The organism is Mycoavidus sp. SF9855, assembly GCF_024582735.1.
Taxonomy (GTDB): domain Bacteria; phylum Pseudomonadota; class Gammaproteobacteria; order Burkholderiales; family Burkholderiaceae; genus Mycoavidus.
This window is the reverse complement of the sequence record NZ_CP102085.1, coordinates 1,373,939-1,398,900: the sequence shown is the minus strand read 5'-3', so window position 1 is coordinate 1,398,900 and position 24,962 is coordinate 1,373,939. Positions and strand designations below refer to the sequence as shown.

Here is a 24,962-nt window from a genome sequence, read left to right as displayed (position 1 = left end):
TTTCCTATCTTGGTTTGTGGGCGTACCGACCACCCTCAGACTTAATTATTTTTCCTGTAGTCAAAAGATTACCTGCCCAAATCGTTTCGAGCAATGCGCCACCCTTCGGTCCTATTAGCACAGAATGGCGTACCGCACGGCCATTTTTTTGAATTTTAATAATATTTTTTGGATTACCGTAAACCTCTAAAATAGACTTATAAAGGTATTGTCGGGAAGCAGGGGTATCAGGTAACCCAATTCTTTCAAGCTGGCGCAGCATATCTCGGGAGCGCTCAATGCCATGCTCTGTTCCTGCTGCTTTCCCAAAAAAATACTGTAACTTTTCCTCGACTTTTGAGGCATTCACTGGCTGGCTAACCGTCGTCAGGAGTTTACCATCAGCCGCAGAAGCGCCGCCCGCTTTCGCCAAGTGTTCAGACTTCGAGAGGCTAGAAAATTCTTCCAGTGTTTTCTTACCCACATGAATTCCAGCCTTGCCCAGCGATACAGTGAGTTGGGTTACCCCAACTGCCGCTATCGTTATCGAGCCTACTTGCCAAATTAAATTGCCTAAATCCCGACCCAGTTGCACGGCATTCTGGTCGCCACCTTTCTCTACCGCGACCTGCATCCGCCTAATTTTGGCATCTAACTCAGCGGCAATCGCTTCGCCTATTTGATCCCGTACTTCTTTGTTAATCAGAGAAGCCAATCCTGCTAGGCTCTTGGGCAGGTCCGAAAAAAATTCAACTAACCCTTCTGCATCCGCCCAACCCGCTTCAGCCAAACCGCTGATCAGGCCCGACATTGTCAATGCATCTTGCTTAGCCGAAACGACAGTCCATTTAATCATTGTCCCTGCTTTGCAGGCGAGACTATCTTCACAGGCTTCTAATTCTTTTTGGGCCTGCGCCTTTTGTTCTGTAGCCAGCCAGTTGTTTTCTATCGCGATACTCGCGCTCGTCAGTGCTGAGGATGGATCCTGCCCAACAGCTGCGGCAATACCCGTGACTAAACTCGATAATAGATTGCGTTTTGCTTCTTGCTCTTGTTGCGTTGCATCAGAATCTGTTTTGAATAAGTTCGTCAATAAACTGGACGTGGCTCCTCCTATCGCGCTAGCACTTACGCTTTGATTGCTAGCGATTGCTCCGCCAGCTGCCACTAAGGCATGTAGTGTCGCATGCGCTGAACTGCCTTCTTCTAGAGCCTTAGCTTGCACCAGCTTGCCGATATAGCTTGCGCCTTGCTGCTGGATCAAATTCACCACGCCGCTTTGCACGAACTGTGCGGTTGTACCCGTTACATTGCCAGAGGCTGCCGCTGTTAACGCAGTCAATACCCGCCGGTTGAGACCACCTGGGCCCCACTTATCATTCAACGCTTTCGCTTGCACACGCAACTCAGCTGCGTCTTCCTTTAACTGCCGCCGCTCCTCCGGGATCAACGCGTTTTCATTGGCGAGCGTCTCTTTATTTTTAGCTTGCTGAATTTTACGATCTGCATCTTTGGCTCTGTGTTGAATGAACGTATTCACTTCTCGGCCTAATGCCTGCACGATTTCAAAGCCCGCTTCAATCTCAGCTTGATTAAAAATGGGCGCGAGCTCCGAATGGTTGAGCGCTAGATCACGGTTTAGGCTGGCGAGGGTGTCCTCTGAACTTTGCCCTGTTAACGCTTTGTGCCGAGTCTCATCCGTAATCACGATCTGAGCGCCACTGAGGGTACTCTTTGTCGTAGATGATGCGGTGCCCGAAGCACTCATTGCAATGGGTATCGAGGGGCTGATACCTTTGCGGCTCGCCAACTGATTGCCGCTATGCGCAGGCGTGATGGCTTCGCCAGACTGGCTCGAGCCCACGTTTTTTCCACTTGAGCTATACCCTATGCCTAAGCTTAGGCTGTGTGCATCGTACTTAGCCTGATTGGTAATGTCATTGGCAACCAGAGTCGCCGTGACAAATTGATTCTTACCTTCTGCGATTGCTCGATCTGTACTTGCAATCACCCCGCCAACCAGCTTTGTATCGCCTTTGACTTTAATCTGGAAGCCTCCGTCATTGGCTTGGATACCCGCTTGCTCCGCTACGCTCCGATAAGTACTGTCTATCTTCTGTTGCGAGAAGTTAATGCTGACTGCAGAGGCAGGTCCTACCGTGACACTGCCACTAATACTTTGATAGTGGCTGTTATAGCTGTTTGTGTTCTGCACGCTTTCAATTTCAAGATCCCCCTCGATTCTGGCTTCGACTTGCTGGCCAGAGAGTTGCGCGCCTTTTAGGTGGACATCACTTTGCGCGTTTAACATCAGTGTGCGACCCGCTTTGATCTGAGCAGGTGTATGGCTGACTTCAATGCCATCTGTGTGGCCACGCCCAAGACTGAGTGTGGCGCATGCACCCACTGAGCTCTGGGTGCCGAATGTGGCTGCCATTCCTACTGCGCTACTCTGGCTATGGCGCTCACTGTGCTGGCTAAACGTGTTAAGCGCTGCCTCAACATTCAGTGGCCCTTCTAGGTTGAGTTCGACATCGTGCTTGGCTTCAATCTGAGAGCCGATGACAGCGAGGGTTGACGCGTCACCTAAACCCTTCATATCCAAGCGCACAGTACCGCCTGCTTTGATCGCGCTGCCTAACGCGGTGGTGCTCAGCTGGGTTTGCTGGAACTCTTGATGGCTCTCACCTATCATCGCGCTGACGGTAACGCCGCCGGCAGCTTTTGGATCCGCTTGGATCGCATCGTAGGCGTTTTTAGCCGCGAGCGCGCTAGTGCCAGCGGCTAAAGCGTGCATGCGTGGATCACTCACTTGCGTGCTGGCTTGAAGCATTTGCTGGCCTGTTTGCGCAGCAGCAATCACTGGCGCGCTCACTGAAACAGTCAAGCCGGATTGATGCCATTCGTTATGCTGCCAGCGTCGGCCTTGTTCATAGACCGCATCGACGGTGCCTTTGAGTGCCTTCCCCTCGATATTGCCCTCAGGCGCTACCAACTGGCTGCCGCTTTGGTGATATTCACGGCCTGCGATGGCCTGGATATAGCCTGAGACACTGCCAATAACGGTGCCTATATGCGGAGTGTTTTCGCCTTCAAATTCATCTTTTTGTTGGCGCTCGCCAATGGTAAAACCCAAACTACCGCTGTCCAATAAGCCAGAACGCTCTTTGACTGAATAATGGCTCGCTTTCTCAATCTGCTGCGCAGCGTTTAGTTTGATGTCATGGTCAGCGTACAAACCCACAGCGCGCATGCCAATGATATTTGATCCCGTCACACTAAGATCATGCCCAGCTTCCATCTTGACGGTATCGCCCGAAAAGGTAGTACTCAACGCTTGTTTTCTATACAGTTTGCTTTGCGTTAACTCACTTGAAGAAGAGAAAAAATTGCTCGATTCAGAATAGTGAGATTCGGCAAAATCGAGTTCTTCATGGGCGGCCACCACGTTAATATCCCGATCAGCTTTGACAGAAAGTGCTTCTCCGACATTCACATGAGCGCCAACCGCATGAATATCTCGACCTGCCTTGAGTTCAAGTGCTCCACCCGTTTGAATGAGAGAGCCTACTTCTGTTTTTCTACTTGCGCTTAACCCATTACGCGCATCCCAGGTTAATTGGTGTTGAGTGCCTACCGTGGCTGTGCCTAACGTTAGGTCACCTCTGGCTTCTAAAGTGGCATTTTCATCTACCTTGATTTGAGTCGCTGCCAGATGAATGTCCGATTCGGCATACGCGTCCAACTGCTCGGCTTGGACCTGGGTGAGGCCATCTAGAGACGTCTGGCTACCACTCGCTGCATGGGTCGTATGGGTTTGACTCTGGAGGCGGATATCGTGACCGGCTTTTAGGATGATTTTTTTGACGGCAATCAACTGGCCAGCGCGGCTATCGATGTTATGGCTCGCCTGCATCGACAGGGTATCTAAGCTGACGATTGCGCCGCGCTGGTTATCAATATTGTGCGCATTGAGATTCACCTTACCGCGACTGAGTATCGTGCCAGCATTTTTTAATGGACGGTCGCTATGCAGTTCAATGGAGTTAGCTGAAATCAGCGAGCCGCTCGGAGAGACCGGGCTAGCGTCGTTTTTAGCCAGATAGACTTTGGGCATCAGGACCGTCTGTTCTGAGCCATCGGGTAATTTGACGCTTTGATTCACCAGCCAGACTGGGCTTGCGCTTAAGGCGGCAATTTGCTGCGGCGTGGGCTCTATACCTAGCGTCAGATTATGCTGCTTTGCCCAGTTTACCCCCCTATGCATTAAGGCTTTGAATTCAGTAATCGGGTTTCGATAGCCGGATAGATAGTAGTGACCCGTCAAGCCGATAATCTGGTCACGAATCAGTTGCTGTTCATAAAAGCCATCTCCTAAGCGCTTAGGAACGTGTTTAGGATCGAGGTTGAGTGATTTCAGCAACAGATTGCTAGAAAGCATGTCGCTGTTGCGTGTAAAACGGGGATCGGTTTGAATCAGATACGGTTGCTCAGGATCTGGGTGAAGACGCTGCAAGCCGCTATTTAAAAAGGGGCTTAAGCTCGTCAGGGTAGGAGTGTTCAGTGTCACCACTGTAGAGAGCTTTTGATGAACAAAGGTTGTATGTTGATGCCCGGCTGCTAGAATTGTTAAATTCAGACTGTGCTGTTCTTCACTCCTCATGCTGTAAGGCACACGCCCCCCCCAACTACGCTTCCAGTCCCGACAGAACCCCCCACGCCAGTCTAATCTTGAATATTGCGACGTACCCTCATCGGTGGTAACCTGCCGGCCCATCGTATCAACGTTGTTAAATTCGATAGACTCACTAGACCCACTCTCAAAGTTAAGATCATCACCCGCCGTAATCTGGCTGTTATCGTTAATCACGTGCCTTAACGACAATAGGATCAATCCGCCTGCTTGAATTTTGCCGGGCTCACTATGCGTGACAACCGTTCTTGTCACCGTGCGAGCACAGTTATAGTGCGTAAAATCTGCGAACTTCGGCCCCCCGTTTCGCACAATGAGGCGCGGTCCATCAGCGTCAATCCATTCGACATTGCCTCCATCGTAGCGCTGATTCTGGTTTTCCGGTTGATACTCGTCAATCTGTCTTTGTTCGACCACCTGCTCTTGGGTTGTAAACTTCGCATTTTTATTGAACACCTCTTCTGAATAGATCGATAGATTGCCTAGCGCCTCTATCGTCGATCCTTCATTGAGAACACGCTTACTGGTGCCTTGTACTTTGAATTGAGCATCAAGTTCACCGCCGATGATCAAGGTGCCGCCGCTATAAAATACCGCATGTTTGAGATTTTCAATTTTCTTAGTGCCGATCTCAAGGCGGTTTTGTGCAAAAATTGTGCCGCCGCTATTCATCAAAAAAGCATCGGATCGGTCATGTGCACCGATTGAAATCGTATTACCAGCAATCAACGCTGGGTTTTGTGTCTGAACCAACTGAGACGGTTCACTGAGAAAATCGCTATATTCAAATTTATCTTGGTTACTTAAATTTTCCCCTTCGATTAAAACTTGGCCCTTACCGTATACCGTCCCTTCGTTGCGAAAAATATCCACTGAAATGTCAAGGTTTCCATCACTTTGCAAAACCCCTTGACCCAAATTCATAAGATCATCGGCCTTCAGGGACAGCATATCGCTTGCAAACAACGTACCATTGTAGTTATAGAAATCGTTCTCAACTTTCAGGCTCACATTCTTCCCTGAAATTTGGCCTTCCTGCTCATTCCAAATATACTTTGTTTCTATCGTAATCTGGCCTTGGGCACTGATTACACCGCCTTTTACTCCGTATTCAGCACTACCGATTTCATCTGAAAAAATCTTGATCTTACCCGTTCCGCTTTGGATAAATTGCCCTCCATCCTCGTTGATGATTTCCCTCGCATGGACTTCAAGCACACTTTCTGGATGGAGGGAAGGACTGGGGGTGCTGTTTGAGGCCTCTTTCTCTGAGGTTGCCTCCGTCCCTACAATGATCAACCCTTTACAGTTATTTAAAAAATCAGTGTCAATTTCGATTTTTTGGCCAGCTGATAACGTGCCAGTTTCATTTTTAAATGAGGTAGCGGCTTTTATTTTGAGTGTCTGGTTAGAAAAGATTGTTGCCCCTTCATGATTTGATATTTCGGGGGCGCTGAGGATCACCGGACCTTTGCCGCTGATCAAGCCTGCTCCTTTTATCCCTCTTGAATTACGGTTCACAATGAACTTGTGAGCCACAATCTGTGTCTGTCCTGCTCCGGTGTGAAGCAGTTGGCCTGAGCTGTTGTTAATGGTGTTGGCTTGTATATCAAATATGCTTTGACCCCCGCTAACTTCTATATGGCCACGCGTATTGTTGAGTGTTTGACTCCTAAGAATAAAATCGGAGTTCGTTGTCATTTGCCCATTTTGGTTGTCCAAATGATCGGTTTGAATGGAGAGCTTTTTTCTTGACTCAATCGTAGAAGACGTAGTGTTAGTTAGTTTCTGTGCTGAACGGTCTACTTTGCGCTGGGTATTTAGGGAACCCCCTATCGTGAGTTCGCCATCGCTGTGCATTAACCCATGCTCTTGATTGTGTAGAGTCTGAGCGCCAATCGTAAGCTGACGGCGTGCCATGATCACCCCAGCTTGATGTTCCTCTGTATCTTCTACGCCATCATTGATTAAGCTCTGTGCACGGATGGCTACCGTGCTACCTTGAATCACCCCTTGGTTTTTGAGCTGCTCTTGGGTATTCAGCGTCAGAATTCGCCCATCGATCAATGCGTTTGCTTGATTCTCCAGTTCTTTCCCTAATAACGAGAGATCGCGCTGTGCACGGAGTGTGCCAGCATTGTCTAAGCGATCAACTTCAAGTGTGACATCACCGTTTGACTGAATCTGATGACTCGAGTTGTATAAGAGAGCCGCTTTAATTCTTAGGTGTTCATGAGCGCGTACTTTGGCGTTTTTTGTGAATTTCAGCCACCCCGCGCTGACCTGGTTTAATTTGGACAGATTTTGCCCACTCTGGATGCTCGCTGCTGGCTGAGTGGCAATCACCGGGATGCCTAACTTCGTATAATTGACTTGATGCTTGCCAGTGCTAATGTTGATGGTATTCGCCTGCAACTCTCCATCTATTTTGATGGAATAGGCGATGAGGTCAATTTGATCAAACTGCTTAAGCTTTGCGACACTGTTGATGGTAATTTGGCCTTTTTTGCTCACGAGAAATGCATCAAGGTTACCGTCGCTGCCTACAACAGGCTCACCTGCCGCAAATATGATGCGGCTGGTATTGAGAAAATTGCATCCCCATAAATGAATGCCATTGGTATTGGAAAAGGCTAATTGGGCTCGTTGTCCTGCGATTTTTACAATACCCTCGAACTTGGAGGGTTTGTACCCTATGGTTTTATGCAAGATCATCCGCGCAGCAGGGCCATTCTGTAGGACTATGCCTGAGGAGGTAATATCGAACTCTTGATACGAGTTATACGAGATGCCCGCTGAATTGGGAGGGGCAATATCAACAGTAGGGGGATGCGTCGCCGTATGGGCATCCGTTGTGGTTTGCCTCTGCTCGTCGGACGAAGTGGAAGCTGTGGGAATTTGTTGAGCCGATATCGCGTTAACTACTTTCAACATCATTAATACCCCCATTCAGAACTGGTAAACCAGTTTGAATGCTGTTCTGTGTCAGTCATTTAACCAAATACGAGCAATGCTCGCGGCGGAACATCAAAGGCCATGAATACAGCCCAAATAGATTAAGCACTGAGTTAACTGAGCATCCACTGGTTAAAGCGTTCGATGGCCGCATCTTGATGGTTCATCCAATATAAAGGATTGCTGGGCAAGCCTTTTTTAAAGTTGTCTGGATAAATAGAAAGAAGCTCAATGTGTTTGGGATCAATATACTTTAGAGCATCAGGCTGGGTAGGTGCGACGTATGGTGCTAGACGTGCCTGCCGTTCAGGGTCAGAGGCAAATTTGATGAATTCGCGGCACGCGTCCGCATTAGGCGTGCCTTTCAAAATTGTCCAATTATCGTATCCATAAATATGCTGATCCCACGAAAACGCGACCGGTTTGCCTGCATGGATAGCGGATAGTGCGCTGATAGTAAAACAAGGTGTTAAATCTACCTCGCCAGACTTCAATAGGTACTCCGCCTCAGGGGCATTTTGCCACCAAACAGAAACATGCTGTTTGATTCTGTCGAGGCTGCGAAATGCCCGGTTAAGGTCGCAAGGATAGACCTCGCTTGGAAGTGTGCCATCAGCTAGCAACGCTTCTTCTATCGTGTCGAAAGGAATTTTGCGTAGTCCACGGCGGCCAGGAAAATTCTTCACATCCCAAAAATCCTTCCACGTTTTGGGTGTTGGGCGTCCTTTGAAAGCATCTGTTCGATATGCAAGCACGGTGCTGAATACGTCGATTCCAATGCTATAAGGTGTCATGAATTGCGGCATAATTTTTGAAACGACAGGATCTTTTTCGAGGTTATGCGGTTCCAAATAAGTCTGATCTAAAAAATGGATTGCCCGATGACTAAGAATGGCCATATTCCACGCATACTCTTTCCTATCGACCATTGTCTTAATTTCCGCAGTAGGTTCTACTTTGGATGAAACGCCGATCATTTCAATACCGGTCTTTTGTGTGAATGGTTTAAATAGTATTTCTGTGTAGGCTAAATGTCCCTTACCACCAGGCGTGCGGATAACAATTCTGGGTTGTCCTCGTTCTTTGGCAATTCCTCGTGAGGGGGTAATAACAAATGGTGCACAGATTGCTGTGGTGGCTAAAGCAACTGTTTTTTTAATTGCGTTTCTTCGGCTAGCGTTGCAAGCCTGATTTTTATCATTCATATGTAGCTCCTGATGTTGTCGTTAGGCTATCGCTAACCGTTATTGGCTTAGACGTAAAAATGGATAAATTTGCGGAGAGTAATCTAAGCAATTGATAAGTAGCTGGTGAAAGCGTTTTACGATGTCTAATAATTAGAGAAAGCTGAATAGACTTAAAAGCCTGGTGGTCGATCTCTAAGGCAATTAATTCGCCTGCTTTGATCTCTTCATATGCTGAAAAGATGGACATAAATATTGCACCTGAACCGGCACAAGCAAATCTCTTCCGAGCTGTTGTTGAATTGCTAACAAATACTGGTGGAGGGAGTTCAATTTTTTCTGAGCTGGCTACTGCCTCAACTATTTGCAGAGAGCCGCCTATAGCGGGTAATGAAGTTGGATAGCTTATTGCCTCTGCAAAGGTTACTTTTTGCTTACCGGCAAGTGGATGGTTTTTACCTACTAACAGATATAAAGGTAAAGGCGCACGTGCATAATAGTGAATATCCGGAGAGCTCGGACATTCATGGACTACCCCTATATGAGAAATATCTTCGAGGATCTGGTTAATTATTTGATTAGCTTCGTAGATTTCGTCGATATGCAGATAAACATTAGGGTGTTTACAACGGAAATCGTTGAATACATCCATAAATGCACTGACGAAGGTAGCGGGCATAGCAAGTCGAATCCTACCCCGTTGCATATCGCGCAGCGCTTGTAAGCCAATCTCTAACTTTGCTTCTAAATCGCAGTTCCCTCGATAGTATTCAAATAATAACTCAGCCGCCTCAGTTGGCACGACACCACGGGGGCGGCGCTCGAATAGCTTAAATCCTATCTCCCCTTCCAGCAGTTTGATCTGACGCGTAATTACAGATGAGTCAGTATCCAAATTGTCTGCGGCTTTACGAATTTTTCCATGCGCATAAACCTCGCGGAAATAACGCAATCTCTGTTGATTGATATTCACCGTCTCCGTTCCTCTAAAAATACTCCCGCTTAATGTGAAAAATTATAGAGCTGGCCTTGAAGGGTCAAAGCTGCTTATTTATTTTTTAACGCTGCTTGATGAGCAGCAAGCAGTGTACTTTGAAGGGGAATCAGCCAATAACTGATTAAATATACAGTAGTGTAGAAAGGAGACATTTTGATAAGGGCAATTCTGTGTGCCCCCAATACGCTCATTTCGCATCACGGTATCTTGGAACTGTGCGGCAATAATGTGAGGTTATGCCAATCTTACTAAGCCAAGAAAAAATCTTAAGCTTTAGGACGAAACGATTTTCAATTGGGCTAAGGGCTAACTTTTGATGAGAATTTCGCTGCTGACTAATTCTCTTCCACGGGTCAATCCCTCCGTGAACGCTTGCTTGCTCGTAGACAAGTAGTGCACGTACTCTTGACTCGATGAGCCGCAATAAAAAATATGGGGAGCATTGTTATGAATATTCTGCTCCGATCATACTGGCCTAGGAATTAAGCCATCGGGATAGAAATATTTCCGACGCAACATGATCCCAATAGTTCGCGCTTCGACTACACAACGCCATAGAAAAATATTTTTGCTTTTTTAGGAAGGTAAAAAAATCTTGGGGTGCGCCTTCGGTAGCACGTGTGCGATGAATAGACCCAATCTAGGAGACGTAAAAAATGAGCATTTCTTCTGCTGAGAGTAGTGTTTTGACAAATAAAAGGTGGCGATATTTTCTACAGGGACATAAAACTGGTATGTTTCGCTTCCCGTTTGGTTGCCTTCAATGGCAGAAACTAATGAATCTGCGCATCGGCATTATTCCATTGCCGGTTTATAGCGTTATTCTTATTTGTTTGGGCATCCTTTTAGCCCTTGGAAAAGTCTCTGGCGATATTTCAATCATGGTCGCGCTCCTTGCCGCATGTGGATTTACCTGTGCCGAAATAGGAGCGCGTATTCCAGGGTTAAGGCAAATAGGCGGGCCTGTTATCGTGAGCATCTTCCTTCCCGCCTATCTAGTTCATTACAAATTTTTACCGGCTGAATTAGTCGGATCAATTAGCGATTTCTGGCACACCACCAAGTTTGTCTATTTATTTACTGCCTGTGTGATCGTTGGCAGCATTCTTAGCATGGACCGCCAAGCCCTTATCACTGGCATCGTTAAGATTTTTATCCCCCTTGGTGTAGGTTCTGTCATTGCGGCAATAGTTGGAACACTGACCGGTATGGCCTTTGGGCTAAGTGCGCACTACACATTTTTTTATATCGTTATCCCCATTATGGCGGGCGGCATTGGTGAAGGCGCTATCCCTCTCACCCTTGCTTATGGCGAGATTTTGAATATTCCACAAGAACAGATATTTGCTCAAGTCGTACCGGCTATCGTGCTGGGAAACTTGGTGGCGATTATCTGCGCAAGCCTGCTTAATCAATTGGGTAAGCGTTATGCGCGATATAACGGGCAAGGGCGTTTATACGACGCTGAAGATAGTATGCCAGCAGAGCCTATCAATACCTCATCGGCCAAGGTTGAGAACATTGCAGCCGCGGGGATGGCTGCGATCGCTTTCTATATCGTAGGCATCGTCGCCCATAAACTGATTGGCTTACCCGCGCCCGTCGCCATGCTATTTCTTGTTGTGCTCGTCAAACTTATTTATACGATCTCACCTAAATTAGAAAATGGCGCTCGCACTGTTTATAGTTTCTTCTCTAAAGCGGTGACGTATCCCTTGCTATTTGCCATTGGGATAACTACCACTTCTTGGGCTGATTTAATGGCAGCTTTCAACTTAGCCAACATCGTTACAATCATAGTAACAGTCGTTACGCTTACTACAGTCGGTTTTTTTGTAGGGAAATGGATAGGTTTATATCCAATTGAAAGTGCGCTTATTAATACTTGCCACAGTGGCATGGGCGGCGTTGGCGATATTGCGATTCTGACTTCTGCACACCGACTAGAACTGATGCCGTTTGCGCAAATAGCAACTCGCCTAGGGGGAGCACTGACTATTACTGCTGCAATTATTTTACTAGGCATAATTTCGTAAAATTTTTATTTAAATGACGATGCGATCTATTTTTATTTCCATACTATTATGTATTTTTCCTTTCATAGGCTGTGGTGGTGATAATCCTAACCATGGAAAACAGGCGCTCACGCTTGGAAAAAATAAAAATGCGAAAAAGTCCTTAGCGGAGCTTGCAGATGAATTAAGTAAAGTGAACGTAAAAGATTATGGCCATGCTGCGCATGATAGAGCAGTAGACTTAGGGGAGATCGCACGTAACTTAGAAAAAATTATACCAGAGCCCACTGGGAGGATCGCAAGTAGAACCTTATTGCTGATGGAGCGTTTAATAAACGTAATCCATTCTGAATCAAGTATAAAAAATAAGAGTTATATTTTAAATGACATTTCAAAAGAGATGGAAGAATTGAAAGAATAAATAAATGAGGATATAGAAGAAATTATAGAAAATTAAAAAATATATTAAATTAAATTTTTAATAAAAACTATTGGTTTGAAGTGATCATCAAATATTGTGACTGGTATTTGTAAAAACTTGATGATCACTTCAGATGGCGCAACAAATAAATATAGAAGTGATCCTACTGAAATCTTATTTTTAAATTACTTCAAAAAGCGTATGGGTGTAATTATATAATCTATTTTTAAATACACGTTTGGTTTCATCTACGCAGATAAGCATCCGTTCCTCAGAGGTTATTTGTACACCATTTTTTTTGCTTCTGCAAGAATATTTTTATATTTTTAATTGAAGCGTGCAAAAGCTTATTAAGCGGTAACGTTCGGTCATGCCTAATCATATCCGCAGCCTGCTCTAGTTAAATAGACAAGCCGTGCCGGAATCGTTCTAAGTTTTTTATTTCTTCTGTGGTTAATGCGTTCATTACATTCTCCTTGTGAAAATTGTTTTTACTTTTTTCAAGGATGGAAGAATATGTGCTGTAGGTCGACTACACAATATGCCGTATGGCATAAGGTTTTACCTTGAGGATTTATGAACGGCGGCTCCGCTTGGGATAGCGGCCAGATTCTGGCTCGCCTTGTACCGCGATGCGGGTTCTACATTACCCTGTTCGCCTCATTGAGATGATTTCGTAAAAGCTAAGTTTTTCTCATCTATTGATGGTCGATTGAGGATTTCAAACGACAGCTTTATGCCGATATTATTTTGTGGTTGCGAGGCAGATTCGAATCCTAGTAAGATAGAGACATTCCTACTAATAATTGAAGCAAACGCAGTACATTTTGTAATGTAGGTATCTTTGTAGGTATCTTAATTAATAAACCCTGGAAAGCCTTATAAATACGTTATGTGTGAATCCCTCCGTCTCCGCCATTTACCTTCGGCGGCAGCCAAAATACACCCCCTTCAAATCGCTATCCTGTCGTCAGTTTGAATATCGTATACGACGGCGATAATTTAATCCATCCGTGTACAATCCCGTGTGTGCACGTATTGCTTGCGAAACTAGAGACGCTGCGCATCTAATCTGGGCTCAAATCAATGAATTAATGTGCCTCTCCACCTTGGCAAATTGCCGTTTAAGATAGGAGCACGTATGCCATTGCTCACAATCAACCGCGTAATGCGGATACACCTATTATGAGAATCAGTCTACAATTCGTCACAGAGTCTTTCTTCGTGGTTTTGTGGTGCTCAGGATCCTGGCTGTATTTAAAGTATATCTCCAGTTCCCGCGCCTCTATTCTTCTTTAAAGAAAGGCCCTTTGGGAGATTTTCGGACTGTTTCTAAAATAACTAAGGAGGTATGAATGAGCGATTTTGAAAAGCGTGTAAAGACGATCGTTGCTGCGCAATTGGGTGTAGCAGAAACAGAAGTTAAAAACGAATCGAGCTTTGTAGATGATTTAGGTGCTGATTCTCTCGATACAGTCGAGCTAGTGATGGCTCTCGAAGATGAATTCGGGATTGAAATCCCCGATGAAGAAGCCGAAAAAATTAGGACCGTGCAACATGCGATCGACTATGCTCGGGCCCACGAAAAGGCTGCGGGCAATTAAACAAATGCAGAAAAGCTTACGCTTTCAGTATGCGTAGCCACAGCACCCACGTCATCTTTCATGGGTGCTGTGGCTTTTTTTCGTAAGAACGCCATGAACCCCAGGCTTGTCGCTTAAAGCTAGTGAATTCATGCTTGCATCCATCTAAATATCGATGGAGCGAGCATAAAGATGGAAACAGAATTTTGACGTGCGATCAAATTAATCGCTACCAGCTCGGTCTTAGAAGAGCCCGGTGGCATATTAATGACAACATTCTTTAGCTCACCATCAATCACCTTCTGAACCGTATCGGCAATCAAAGCATGGTGCCAGTTCAGATGAAACCGAATGCCCTGGCGGTACTTAAAGAAATAGCGAGTAAAAAATAGGTGACTTTGCTCACATTTGGCTTTAGCTGTTACCAAACCCATAACCTTTCTTTGCTGTGTTGGCCGATCTCCGGTCGCAAAACACATAATAAGTCGCACATTCTACTGGCTCTCACCAATTCGATCATTTGTTGGCGAAATGCCGCTGGATACGGCACTCTGGATTTACTTATTATGGATTCCTTGAAATTATGAAAAGATTGCTTGACTGGGGAGACAGAGTTCGCCTCAGGTTGTTGAAAAAATGTCGTATTTATTTTGTATTCGCGTTGACGAGCCTCTATTTGCTAGTGGCCTACGCGAATGGACTGGTTACACCGAAGGTGAATTCTGTCGCGCTACCACAGGTTGTTGCGCATCGCGGCGGCACGGGCGACGCTCCGGAGAATACGCTTGAAGCGATTAGGCTCGCAGTTGCGCACGGTGCCGATGGGATGTGGCTCACCGTGCAGTTGAGCAAAGATGGTGTGCCGATACTATATCGCCCTACCGATCTCGCCTCGTTAACAAATGCGTCTGGCCCGGTCGAAAATTACACAGCGGCCGAATTGGCACGGATGAATGTTGGATGGAATTTCAAGAACGAGCATGGGCAATATCCATATTGCGACCGTCCGATTGGCATTCCGACACTACGCGATGCTTTGCGCTCGCTACCAGTCGGCATGCCAGTAGTGCTCGATATGAAAGCGCTACCCGCTGAGCCACAGGCGCGTGCGGTGGCGCAGGTGCTGAGCGACGAGAACGCGTGGCCGCATGTATTAATTTATTCAACCGAGGCCGCGTATCAACAGGCTTTCAACAGTTATCCACAAGCCCGGTTATTCGAATCGCGCGATGCAACGCGCAGCCGGCTAGTAAAAATTCTACTCAATGAAGGCTACGAAAGCGTACCACTTACGTCTGTATGGACTGGTTTCGAATTGCACCGAAAGCTGGTGGTGGCGGAAAATTTCACTCTTGGCGAAGGTATTTCGCAAGTCAATGGGATGATGTGGACACCTGCGACAGTTGCCTACTTCCGTCATCAGCAGGCGTCAGTGAAAATCCTGGCGTTTGCAGTAAATAATGCGCTCGACTACCAAACTGCAGCGTGTCTCGGCCTGGACGCAGTATTATCGGACTCGCCGCGGAAGATGGCGGCGATCAAGGCCGGGTTAAACCATAAGCCATTACAGTGCGAGGCAACTGCAAAGAGATCTATTGTTACGCGCTAGCCACAGACGAAATCTCAATATTTATTTCCTCAAGATAACTGAGGGGATTAAATTTACTTTAATAAGGCCGGTCTCTATAACTTTTCAGAGGCTAATTATTCTCAAAATTTTTATAGCACGATTGTCCTGGGTATACGGATCAGCCGAATCCGGGTTTACGGATCAAGGGCTATCGAGAAGACGGTCGCAGTGTCTATATCGAAGACAGTGAATATGGAGCGATTTATGCGAAAGCGAGGACAGACAAGGCGGAACTATCAGGGGATATACGGCGTGCGCAAAAGCAGTTGGGGCATACGAGCATCAAGATGACGGAACCACTATGTGCGTAATCGGCTGGGTGAAAAAGTGGAGCCGACGAAATGAGAAAAACTGGCAGCATCCGTTATTTATTTGTGTAAAATCCGGCGACTCACATGAGTAGGTCGTGAATCAGTACTAGATCATGGCCTATTAGAATTTTGTCAGACGGGGCAACAGCCCTAATTGAATAAGAGAACATATTTATGCTAACACCTATTTCTAACTCTGCCATTACGCATTGTCTGGCGGCACAAAAGACCGTAAAACCATCGTTTCTCTCGCTTCCCTTAGAAATCCAAGGAGAGATAGAGAGTCGGCTAGATTTTTCGAGCCAGCAGACTTTATTTAAAGCACTGACTACAGCGACTCGTAATGGTGAACCTATAGAAGTGCCTGCTCTGAAGCTACACCTCATCAAAGAAAGGGTTCAGGCGAAATATCAAGGAGCTCTAATGGGCTCGGATGAGGAGTTGAGAAAATTTGCATTAAGTCAATTACAAAAGTTATCGGACTCAGGGCAACTCGATCAAGTTGTGGAGAAATTAGCACTTTTTGAGTTGGTATGTCTTGTTAACGATCCAGAGATCTTTAAATTCTTACGAGAAAGAGTCCAACAAGATGCTCAGCTAAAAGAGAAGTTATTGGACTGGGTCGAGCGGTCGAAAACAGAAGAAGTGCAGCTTGTAGCGACTAACGCGCTGACGACATTAGTGAAAGCGGGTGTGCAATTAAATAACCAAGATTTCAGCGGAATATGCGTGCCTGGAGCAGATTTAAGTTATGGGGTGTTTGATTCTACGCAATTTCAAGGAGCCGATTTAGCAGGGGTAGATTTTGGTGAAAAGCCCTCTTTAGAAATGGAGGACACAGTTCAGGCTTGTTGCTATTCGCCAGATGGACGCTGGCTAGCTGTGACAGAAGGCAATGCTATTCATCTTTATGAAACAAAGCATTTCCAAAGAATCCACTCCTATACTGGACATACAGCTTGGGTGACGAGTGTTGCGTACTCGAGCGATGGCCAATGGATTGCTTCTGGAAGTGGGGATAGGACAGTGAAGCTGTGGCACGTTGCGGGCGAACGCGTCCTCACCCATTCCTATACCGGGCATGAGGGGAGTGTGATGAGTGTTGCGTTCTCAAACGATGGCCAGTGGCTCGCGTCTGGAGGTGAGGATCAAACGGTGAAGCTGTGGCAAGTAGGGGGCGAACGCACCCTAGCTCACGTCTATACCGGGCATACGGATTATGTGATGAGTGTTGCGTTCTCAAGTGATGGCCAGTGGCTCGCGTCTGGAAGTGGTGTGGATCAGTTGTTCGTGCCTGGAAGTGTAGATAACACGGTGAAGTTGTGGCACGTAACGGGAGAACGTGCACTGGCCCACACCTATATCGGGCATACGGATTATGTGATGAGTGTTACGTTCTCAAGCGACGGACAGTGGATTGCATCTGGAAGTGATGATCAAACGGTGAGGCTGTGGCAAGTAGGGGGCGAACGTGCACTGGCCCACACCTATGCCGGGCATACGGATGCAGTGCGGAGCGTCGCGTTCTCAAGTGATGGCCAGTGGCTCGCGTCTGGAAGTGAGGATCAAACAGTTAGGCTATGGTCTGTCTTAACCGGTGATTGTCAAACGGTACTCGAAGGTTGGATAGGTTCTATTCGGACCGTTGCGTGGCGCCCCATGCAGGATGAAGCAGCTATGTTGGCCACAGCTGGAGACGATAAAACGATTCGTCTTTGGCAAGTCCCTTATCACTCAGGCAAAATAGGCACAATCACGCTAGATTGGGCTTCACGACAAGACGTGCTTACTGCATCAGGCGCTTTTATCCAAAATGCTCGTAATCTGAGCCCTCAAAATACGGCGTTGCTGAGACAACGGGGCGCAATATAGGTTCATTAACGAAGTGCGGGAATCTTTGAGTTGGCTCGAGAATCCCGCTGCGCTTGCTGTAATTGTCGATAAAATGCTTTAGGCGCCAGCGCTTGCTTGCGCCACTGCCAGCAGGTGCTGGCGTTTAAGGCGTTGGTTTCGGCAATCTCAGCAAGCGAAATGCCGGCGGGTTCTCGGTCAAGCTCGGCGGCAGGTCCGGCAGGCTCACCGGTAAAAGCAGCATTGCTAGTAGCACAAGAAGCCAACAAATTTGGCCTTTATCCTCCACCTAAAATATCCAGAAATTTTTCTGTCCTATATTTAACGTTAGCTCGGGATAAGACAGGGGAGAAATTGGAGAATTTTTTTATAAAGGTGTAAGCGCTAAGCATATCGAGGAGAATGTAAGTTTCCTGAATCGGTTGCCTCGATTCATGTACCGTCGTTATAGGTATTAGCTGAAGCCACTGTATCTTCGGCAGCTGATCCAATGAACTTTAAAATATGTCCGTCACCAGATACAAGTGCGGTTTTTATATTGCGCACTCGCATCCGGCAACCACGTGGTCACTACCTCCAAGCAGCACTTCACACAGCAAAGGGGGGGCGATCAGAAATAGCTTTCCAACTTGCCCTTTCTGCGCACATCTAGGGTTATACAATGAAAGCCACCACCTAATGTCCGCCCGTGACGCAATAAGGTAGGTAGTACATCAATCCCTCGTTTTTCTAGCAGTTTAATGAGTTCAGTTTGATGCTTGTCTACCACCGCGAGGGTAGGTGAAAGCATTAACAAGTTCATCCCCAACCATTTTGAAGATGATGGCTTAATGTCTGAATAACTATATTCAGTCATCTTCGGTGCGTAAATAATTTCCCACTTCTTCAGTATGTCGGGAATATTATCTTCATTGACACGTGCTGGATTAGCCAACAACAAGCCTGGGCGCAGAAAAGAGAGGGTCGAGTCAATATGGACGGAAGAATATATGCTGGGTGATAGCTCGTGGACAGTATAATCATGGCCTACGGCATTTTGTAGCCACTGCATACCGAGTCTATTACCGGAATCAGATACCAAATAAAACAAGTCGCGACCAGCACGGATCACATTGGCGGCATCAAATACTGGTTCATGATTATTTAGACTCAGCTGCGCTTTGTCCTGTATGTTGTATCCGTGGTCTAGCAGCCTGGGCTTAGGGGCAGAAATCCAGCGGGCACCCGATTGCATAAATTCAATCAGAGTCTCTTTATAAGCGATCGTCTCAAAATATCTGGATCTAAATAAATTAGGTGTTTCAATAATTGAATTACCCACTGTCAATAAAACATCTCGTGGGCAATATGGGAAAAAAGAATCGCAATGCCAGTCAGGAGTGGAAAAATTATTTATAGAAATATCTTCTGGTCGCCTAACTTTGATATTAAGTTTTTTTAATTCAGAAGTAAAATTATCAATATCCTCCTCAGTCTCCTGCAAGATATATTCAGGGAAAAATTCTGAAATATCAGGGTCGAAATAATCATAGCCACCGCCGACAGAAGCTGCGACGATTCCTTTATCTTTTTCCGGGACCCTAGCAAGTCGAGCGCTACCAACAATAATTTCTTCTAATTCATCCCATTCATTATGTGAATTGACTAAGTTATTTGCTTTCATTAAATCTCCTATAAATTTAGCATTTAAATTTTTAATAAAAAATCTAAGTCATGATTTATTTTTAGAAAAAATGTTTTCTCTTATTTCGCTACAACCTCGTGGCACCTCCTTCGATGAAAAAAATCTCTTGCAGATAAGGACATTGTCTACTGAAATTTTATGCTGAGAGGAATCATAGCCTTAAATTGCGCAAATTTCAAAAAATATGGTCTCGCTTGACGTACTGACAATACTGACTGCCTCAGCATAAAGTCTTTAGCTGGGTGGTTGGCTGTCGATGAGCCACTTACTAGATGCATCGACTGCCCCGAACAATTGTTAGCCTGCTATGAATCGGGCTCTCGGGGTGATGCTTCCTTGCATTGATCGTTGCAATAAGCCCGCCAATGAAGCAGACGAAATAACCCATTACGCAGCAAAAAACCGGCGCACAGCGTGTTGCGATGGGATTAAACAAGGGCTCAGAAGAAGGGCTACGAAGCAAAGCAAAAGCAGTTGGGGCATACGAGCGTCAAGATGACGGAGCACTATGTGCGGAATCGTCGAGGTGAGAAGGTGGAGCCGGGGAGATAAATTGATAACAAGATGGTCTGCGCAGAAATTGTATCGAATGCGGTCGCGCGCCTGTCGAAGGAGACATGTAAAATTCAACGGCCACGCATCGTGGGTTGAAAAAGGCCCAGGATGACTGGAATCATTTGAATGAAGCTTTTAAATAAATAAGAGAACATTGATGCTCACCTCCATTTCGAATTCTGCCATTACGCATTATCCGACGGCACAAAAGACCGTAAAACCATCGTTCCTTTCGCTATCCTTAGAAGTCCGTGAAGCAATAGAAAATCTACTGGATTTTTCAAGCCGGCAGGATTTGTTTAGAGCGCTCACTACGGTGACTCGCAATGGTGAGCCTATAGATTCGCCTGCTTTGAAGTTGAATCTAATTAAAGATAGGATTCAAGCCCAATATCAAGGGACTTTAATCCGCTCAGACGAAGGGTTAAAGGAATTTGCATTGAGTCAATTACGTAAGTTATCCGACTCAGAACAACTCGACCAGGTTGTGGAGAAATCTGGACTTTTTGATCTAATATGTCTTGTTAACGATCCAGAGATATTTAAGCTTTTACAAGAGAGAATCCAACAAGATACTCAGCTAAAAGAGAAATTATTGAGCTGGGTGGAAAGGTCGAAAATAGAAGAGGTCCAGGCTACAGCGGCTAACGCGCTGACGCTATTAGTGGCAGCTGGCGTGCAATTGAATAATAAAGACTTTAAAGGGATACGCGTGCCTGGAGCAGATTTAAGTTATGGCGTATTTGATTCTACGCAATTTCAAGGAGCCGATTTAACTGATGTGAATTTGATGGGTTCCTGGTTGCGGGCAGCCAATTTAGACGGAGCGGATTTAACCAGGGTAGAGTTTGGTGAAAAACCCTCTATAGAGGTATACGACTACATTCGCACCTGCTGTTATTCACCAAATGGACGTTGGCTGGCTGTCGCAGGAAAAAATGCAGTTTATCTTTATGAAACAGAAAATTTCCAAAAGGTCCACGCCTATACTGGACATAGAAATGGTATTACGGGTGCTGCATTCTCAAGCGACAGCCAGTGGCTCGCTTCTGCGAGTTGGGATGGGACCGTGAGGCTGTGGCATGTGACGGGCGAACGCGACCTGGCTCATACCTACAAAGATTGTGAGCGTTTGATGACAAATGTCGCGTTTTCAAGCGATGGACAGTGGCTCTCAGTCGGATGTAATAGAGCGGTAAAGCTATTGAGTGTGACAGGTGAACGCACCCTAGTTCACACCTTTACCGGACATAAGAAATATGTGACGAGTGTCGCATTCTCAAGAGATGGGCAGTGGCTCGCTTCTGGAAGTAGAGATAAGACGATAAAGTTGTGGCGTATAACGGGCGAACGCACGCTGACCCACACCTATACCGGGCATACAGGCCAGGTGGATAGTGTCGTGTTCTCAAGTGATGGGCAATGGATCGCGTCCGGCAGTATGGATAAGACGGTGAAGCTGTGGCACGTGACAGGTGGATGCACTTTGGCTCACTCCTATGATGGGCATAAGGAATGGGTGTTTAGTGTCGCATTCTCAAGAGATGGGCAGTGGCTCGCTTCTGGAAGTATGGATAAGACGGTGAAACTGTGGCAAGTAACGGGCGAACGTGTGCTGGCCCACTCCTATACGGAGCATACGCATTGGGTGAATAGTGTTGCGTTCTCAAGCGATGGACAATGGATCGCATCTGGGGGTGAGGATAAAACAGTAAAACTACGGCGTTTGGTTGGTCCGCGCGCGCTGGTCCATGCTTATAACAGCCATACGGGTGATATGACGAATGTGGCATTCTCAAGCGATGGACAATGGATTGCGTCTGGTGGCAAATATAAGGCGGTAGAACTAAGACGTGTGACTGGCGAACGTACTTTGGTCCATTCCTATAACAGCCATACGGATGATGTAACGAGTCTCTCGTTTTCAACGGATGGTCAGTGGCTCGCGTCAGGAAGTTCGGATAACACAGTGAAACTGTGGTACGTGGCTGGCGGACGCACGTTGGCTCACACCTATGAAGGGCATGAGGAGAGGATAAACAGTATTGCGTTCTCAAAAGATGGCCAGTGGCTCGCGTCAGGAGGTTGTGATAACACGGTGAAACTGTGGTACGTGGCTGGCGAACGCACGTTGGCTCATACTTACGAAGGGTATGAGACTGGTATGAATAGTGTCGCGCTCTCAAGCGATGGTCAGTGGCTTGCATTTGGAGGTAGCGATTGCACCGTGAAGCTGTGGCACGTAACGGGCGAACGCGCCCTCGCTCACACTTATGAAGGGCATAGGTCTAGTGTGAATCTTGTCGCTTTCTCAAGCAACGGCCAGTGGCTTGCGTCTGCAAGTCACGGGATGGTAAAGCTGTGGCACATGGTGGGCGACCGCGCGCTGGCCCACTCCTATACAAGACATACAGGTGGAGTGCATAGCATCGCGTTTTCAAGCGATAGCCAATGGCTTGCGTCTGGAGGTTATGATCAAACAGTCAGGCTATGGTCTGCCCTAACAGGAGATTGTCAAGCGGTACTCGAAGGCTGGGGGGGGCGTATCTCTACTGTTGCGTGGAAACCCACGCAGGATGAAGTAGCTCTATTGGCCACAGCAGGAGAGGACAAAACGATTTGCCTTTGGAAAGTCCCTTATCGCTCAGGCAAAATAGGTCCAATCACGCTAGATTGGGCTTCAAAGCAAGATATGCTTACTGCACCAAGGGCCCTCATCCAAAATGCGCGTAATCTGAGCCCTCAAAATGCAGCCTTGTTGAGGCAACGGGGCGCAATATAGGTCTTTTAAATAAATAAGAGAATATTTATGCTCACTTCTATTTCGAATTCTGCCATTACGCATTATCCGGCAATGCAAAGATCTTTGACGCCTTCATTAGCATCATTACCCACCTGGCTTCCGCCTGAGATTCGAGAGCTCATAGAAAAGCAGTTAGATGTGGCAGACTGGCAAAATTTTTTTAAAGCACTGGCTATTGTGACTCGCAACGGTGAATCTATAGATTCACCTGCCTTGAAGGTGCATTTGCTAAAGCAAAAAGTTCCAATTGATTATCAGTACGATGTGGCAAGATCAGATAAGAGTTTGCAAATATTTGCGTTGAATCAATTAAAAATATTGTGGAAGTCTGGTCAACTGGATCAAGTTGTAGAGAAGCCGGCCCTTTTTGATCTGTTGAAATTGGTTGGTGGCCCAGCGCTATTCAGATTTTTGCAGGACCGGATCGAAGAGGATGCTGAGTTGGAGCGCAAGCTATTGAGTTGGGTCGAACGGTCAAAAACAGAGGAGGTGCAGACGATAGCGGCGAATGCATTGATGCTGCTGGTTAAAGCTGACGTAGATATGAGTGGGCAGGATTTCAAAGGGATTCGGGTGCCAGGAGCAGATTTAAGCGGAGGTCAATTCGACCAGGCTGAATTTGAAGGAGCGGATTTAAGTCATGTGAATTTTCGTCGCGCGCGGTTGCGTGGAGCAAACTTACAGAGAGCAGAGTTGACAGGCGTTAACTTTGGGGAACTGCCAAATATATGTCAAACAGCGCCCAAAATTTGCCAGTAAACAGCGCCGAAAAGTTTCCAGTTAAGGCACTAAATGAGAGGGGATATTTCGATGTTTGAAACGGTAAGATTGATTGCCAGTTTCAAGGATGTGGCAATGATGGGTAATCCGGTCCAACAAAGCGGTGGTCATTTTTGGGTCGCCGAAGACCTGTACCCATTCGCTAAATGAGAGATTGGTCGTGATAATTAAAGAGGTTTTCTCATAAAGCTGTCCGATGAGTTGGAATAGCAGTGCGCCACTGGAGGCAGGGAAAGGCAAATAGCCAAGTTCGTCAATGATGAGGGCGTCAATCTGTGTAAGGCGTTTGGCTAGGTTGCCTGTTTTACCGAATTGCTTTTCGTGTTCGAGAGCGTTGACCAATTCGACGCCATTGAAGAAACGGACACGTTTTCCGGCATGAATGGTGGCCACGCCCAGAGCAGTGGCAAGATGAGTTTTGCCGGTTCCACACCCGCCCACGAGAATCAAGTTATGTGCGGTATCGGTGAAGTCGGCACTGGCGAGTTGCTCGATGACGGCTTATGACAGAGGCGTTTCTTGCCAATTGAAACTGAGTAAATCTCGATGGATAGGAAAGCGCGCGGCTTTAAGCTGATAGCGTAAACGGCGTAATGCTCGATCCGTCTGCTCAGCGGCGATCAGGCGTTCTATCCAAATTTCAGGGCGGTTAACGAGCTTTGGCTTTTCGGCTTGTAATTCGCTCCAGGCGGTGGCCATGCCATGCAGTTGCAATGCCGTGAGAGTGGCGTGGATGTCAGTGGGCATGGGTTTCTCCGAGCAGGTGGTCATAGCGCTGGCAATCTGCTAGGGGTTCTAGCGTCAAGGCGATACCATCGGGCCATTCAAGCGGAGTGGGCGGGCTTGGGTCGGTCAGTCTGCGCATTTCGTTCATAATTACGGGGGCCGTCACTGTACCCGCTTCCAAAGCACATTCACACGCCACGGTTAAGGCATCCAGGCCAACTTTCTCAGCCAACAGGAGCAGTTCTACAAAGGCACGATCCCCCTGAGGGCGCTTCAGAAGGCATTTCCGTACCGCTTGAATGGGAAGCGGTAAATCCCACTCAACAAAAGGCGCACCATTGCGTAAGGCACCGGGTTTCTTCTCTAGCACAGGCAGATAATGCCAAGGATCGCAGATGAGTTGGTCACGCCCAAAGACTCGCTGGTGAGTCGCAACGACCTGAGCCTGGGCCACTACCTGGATTTGGTTGGCGCTCATACGTACGGACACGGCTTGTCCCGCAAAGCGGGCCGGCACGCTATAACGATTTCTATCCACGCACACCAAGCTGGTATTTGAGACTCGCATCATCCGTTCAACGTAACCGTCAAACGGGGCGACGATCGGGCGTAACAAGCGTTGTTCTTCTTGGAAACATTCGTTGATAGTGCGTCCACTATGACAGGGGTGTTTGCGTTGAGCGAGTTCTCGGCAGCGTATAGCCAGCCAGTCATTGAGTTCGACCAGATTAGCAAAGCGCACAAGCGGCGTGAATAGCCATTCTCGTACGTTGCCCACCTGATTCTCAATTTGCC

At 46.8% G+C, this 24,962-nt stretch carries 13 protein-coding genes and 2 pseudogenes; 7 read left to right on the top strand and 8 right to left on the bottom strand.

Going from position 1 to position 24,962, the window contains the following annotated elements; genetic code table 11:
• Nucleotides 1-4: 4 nt before the first annotated feature.
• The 3 genes from NQD60_RS05360 to NQD60_RS05350 all read right to left on the bottom strand — a co-directional run bounded on the left by NQD60_RS05360 (nucleotide 5) and on the right by NQD60_RS05350 (nucleotide 9,784).
• Nucleotides 5-7,609 carry a hemagglutinin repeat-containing protein gene (locus tag NQD60_RS05360; RefSeq protein ID WP_257099960.1) on the bottom strand — a complete coding sequence of 2,535 codons (7,605 nt, stop codon included), beginning with the start codon at nucleotides 7,607-7,609 and terminating at the stop codon, nucleotides 5-7.
• A 131-nt stretch (nucleotides 7,610-7,740) separates the two neighbouring features.
• On the bottom strand, nucleotides 7,741-8,832 hold the full coding sequence (locus NQD60_RS05355) for an ABC transporter substrate-binding protein (RefSeq protein ID WP_257099959.1): 1,092 nt from the start codon (nucleotides 8,830-8,832) through the stop codon (nucleotides 7,741-7,743).
• Nucleotides 8,825-9,784, bottom strand: a complete 960-nt coding sequence (locus NQD60_RS05350; protein ID WP_257099958.1) for a LysR family transcriptional regulator — start codon at nucleotides 9,782-9,784, stop codon at nucleotides 8,825-8,827. The genes NQD60_RS05355 and NQD60_RS05350 overlap by 8 nt, the downstream gene beginning before the upstream one ends.
• A 680-nt stretch (nucleotides 9,785-10,464) precedes the next feature.
• Here NQD60_RS05350 and NQD60_RS05345 point away from each other — a divergent pair.
• From NQD60_RS05345 to acpP, 3 genes are all read left to right on the top strand, one after another.
• Complete coding sequence (locus tag NQD60_RS05345) at nucleotides 10,465-11,844, top strand: 2-hydroxycarboxylate transporter family protein (RefSeq protein WP_257099957.1); 1,380 nt, start codon at nucleotides 10,465-10,467, stop codon at nucleotides 11,842-11,844.
• A 19-nt stretch (nucleotides 11,845-11,863) separates the two neighbouring features.
• The gene (locus NQD60_RS05340) at nucleotides 11,864-12,244 is read left to right on the top strand and encodes a hypothetical protein (RefSeq protein WP_257099956.1); all 381 of its coding nucleotides are present in this window, start codon (nucleotides 11,864-11,866) and stop codon (nucleotides 12,242-12,244) included.
• 1,355 nt (nucleotides 12,245-13,599) lie between these two features.
• Nucleotides 13,600-13,848: an acyl carrier protein gene (gene acpP, locus NQD60_RS05335; RefSeq protein WP_257099955.1), complete on the top strand. Its 249-nt coding sequence runs from the start codon at nucleotides 13,600-13,602 to the stop codon at nucleotides 13,846-13,848.
• 188 nt (nucleotides 13,849-14,036) lie between these two features.
• On the opposite strand, the pseudogene NQD60_RS05330 reads toward acpP, so the two are convergent.
• Nucleotides 14,037-14,261 (bottom strand): annotated as a pseudogene (locus tag NQD60_RS05330) (hypothetical protein); the annotation flags it as partial.
• 149 nt (nucleotides 14,262-14,410) lie between these two features.
• On the opposite strand from NQD60_RS05330, the gene NQD60_RS05325 reads away from it, so the two are divergent.
• Nucleotides 14,411-15,436, top strand: a complete 1,026-nt coding sequence (locus NQD60_RS05325; RefSeq protein ID WP_257099954.1) for a glycerophosphodiester phosphodiesterase family protein — start codon at nucleotides 14,411-14,413, stop codon at nucleotides 15,434-15,436.
• A 506-nt stretch (nucleotides 15,437-15,942) separates the two neighbouring features.
• Nucleotides 15,943-17,640 carry a WD40 repeat domain-containing protein gene (locus tag NQD60_RS05320; RefSeq protein WP_257099953.1) on the top strand — a complete coding sequence of 566 codons (1,698 nt, stop codon included), beginning with the start codon at nucleotides 15,943-15,945 and terminating at the stop codon, nucleotides 17,638-17,640.
• Between the two features lie 5 nt (nucleotides 17,641-17,645).
• Here the strand turns inward: NQD60_RS05320 and NQD60_RS05315 are convergent, their stop codons facing one another.
• Nucleotides 17,646-17,888, bottom strand: a complete 243-nt coding sequence (locus NQD60_RS05315; protein ID WP_257099952.1) for a hypothetical protein — start codon at nucleotides 17,886-17,888, stop codon at nucleotides 17,646-17,648.
• Between the two features lie 341 nt (nucleotides 17,889-18,229).
• Complete coding sequence (locus tag NQD60_RS05310; protein ID WP_257099951.1) at nucleotides 18,230-19,282, bottom strand: inosamine-phosphate amidinotransferase 1; 1,053 nt, start codon at nucleotides 19,280-19,282, stop codon at nucleotides 18,230-18,232.
• Between the two features lie 733 nt (nucleotides 19,283-20,015).
• On the opposite strand from NQD60_RS05310, the gene NQD60_RS05305 reads away from it, so the two are divergent.
• Both NQD60_RS05305 and NQD60_RS05300 read left to right on the top strand, forming a co-directional pair.
• Nucleotides 20,016-22,640 carry a pentapeptide repeat-containing protein gene (locus tag NQD60_RS05305; RefSeq protein ID WP_257099950.1) on the top strand — a complete coding sequence of 875 codons (2,625 nt, stop codon included), beginning with the start codon at nucleotides 20,016-20,018 and terminating at the stop codon, nucleotides 22,638-22,640.
• A gap of 27 nt (nucleotides 22,641-22,667) precedes the next feature.
• Complete coding sequence (locus NQD60_RS05300) at nucleotides 22,668-23,420, top strand: pentapeptide repeat-containing protein (protein ID WP_257099949.1); 753 nt, start codon at nucleotides 22,668-22,670, stop codon at nucleotides 23,418-23,420.
• A 21-nt stretch (nucleotides 23,421-23,441) separates the two neighbouring features.
• Here the strand turns inward: NQD60_RS05300 and istB are convergent.
• Together istB and NQD60_RS05290 are read right to left on the bottom strand one after the other, a co-directional pair.
• Nucleotides 23,442-24,188 (bottom strand): annotated as a pseudogene (istB, locus tag NQD60_RS05295) (IS21-like element helper ATPase IstB).
• The gene (locus NQD60_RS05290; protein ID WP_257099948.1) at nucleotides 24,178-24,945 is read right to left on the bottom strand and encodes a hypothetical protein; all 768 of its coding nucleotides are present in this window, start codon (nucleotides 24,943-24,945) and stop codon (nucleotides 24,178-24,180) included. Before NQD60_RS05290 ends, istB begins: the two are co-directional and overlap by 11 nt.
• Nucleotides 24,946-24,962: the final 17 nt, after the last annotated feature.

What these genes read in the sequence shown, in the direction of transcription:
- NQD60_RS05325 (WP_257099954.1), top strand. Translation starts at nt 14,411, where the DNA reads ATGAAAAGATTGCTTGACTGGGGAGACAGAGTTCGCCTCAGGTTGTTG.
- NQD60_RS05320 (WP_257099953.1), top strand. Translation starts at nt 15,943, where the DNA reads ATGCTAACACCTATTTCTAACTCTGCCATTACGCATTGTCTGGCGGCA.
- NQD60_RS05300 (WP_257099949.1), top strand. Translation starts at nt 22,668, where the DNA reads ATGCTCACTTCTATTTCGAATTCTGCCATTACGCATTATCCGGCAATG.
- acpP (WP_257099955.1), top strand. Translation starts at nt 13,600, where the DNA reads ATGAGCGATTTTGAAAAGCGTGTAAAGACGATCGTTGCTGCGCAATTG.
- NQD60_RS05345 (WP_257099957.1), top strand. Translation starts at nt 10,465, where the DNA reads ATGAGCATTTCTTCTGCTGAGAGTAGTGTTTTGACAAATAAAAGGTGG.
- NQD60_RS05340 (WP_257099956.1), top strand. Translation starts at nt 11,864, where the DNA reads ATGCGATCTATTTTTATTTCCATACTATTATGTATTTTTCCTTTCATA.
- NQD60_RS05310 (WP_257099951.1), bottom strand. Translation starts at nt 19,282, where the DNA reads ATGAAAGCAAATAACTTAGTCAATTCACATAATGAATGGGATGAATTA.
- NQD60_RS05355 (WP_257099959.1), bottom strand. Translation starts at nt 8,832, where the DNA reads ATGAATGATAAAAATCAGGCTTGCAACGCTAGCCGAAGAAACGCAATT.
- NQD60_RS05305 (WP_257099950.1), top strand. Translation starts at nt 20,016, where the DNA reads ATGCTCACCTCCATTTCGAATTCTGCCATTACGCATTATCCGACGGCA.
- NQD60_RS05360 (WP_257099960.1), bottom strand. Translation starts at nt 7,609, where the DNA reads ATGATGTTGAAAGTAGTTAACGCGATATCGGCTCAACAAATTCCCACA.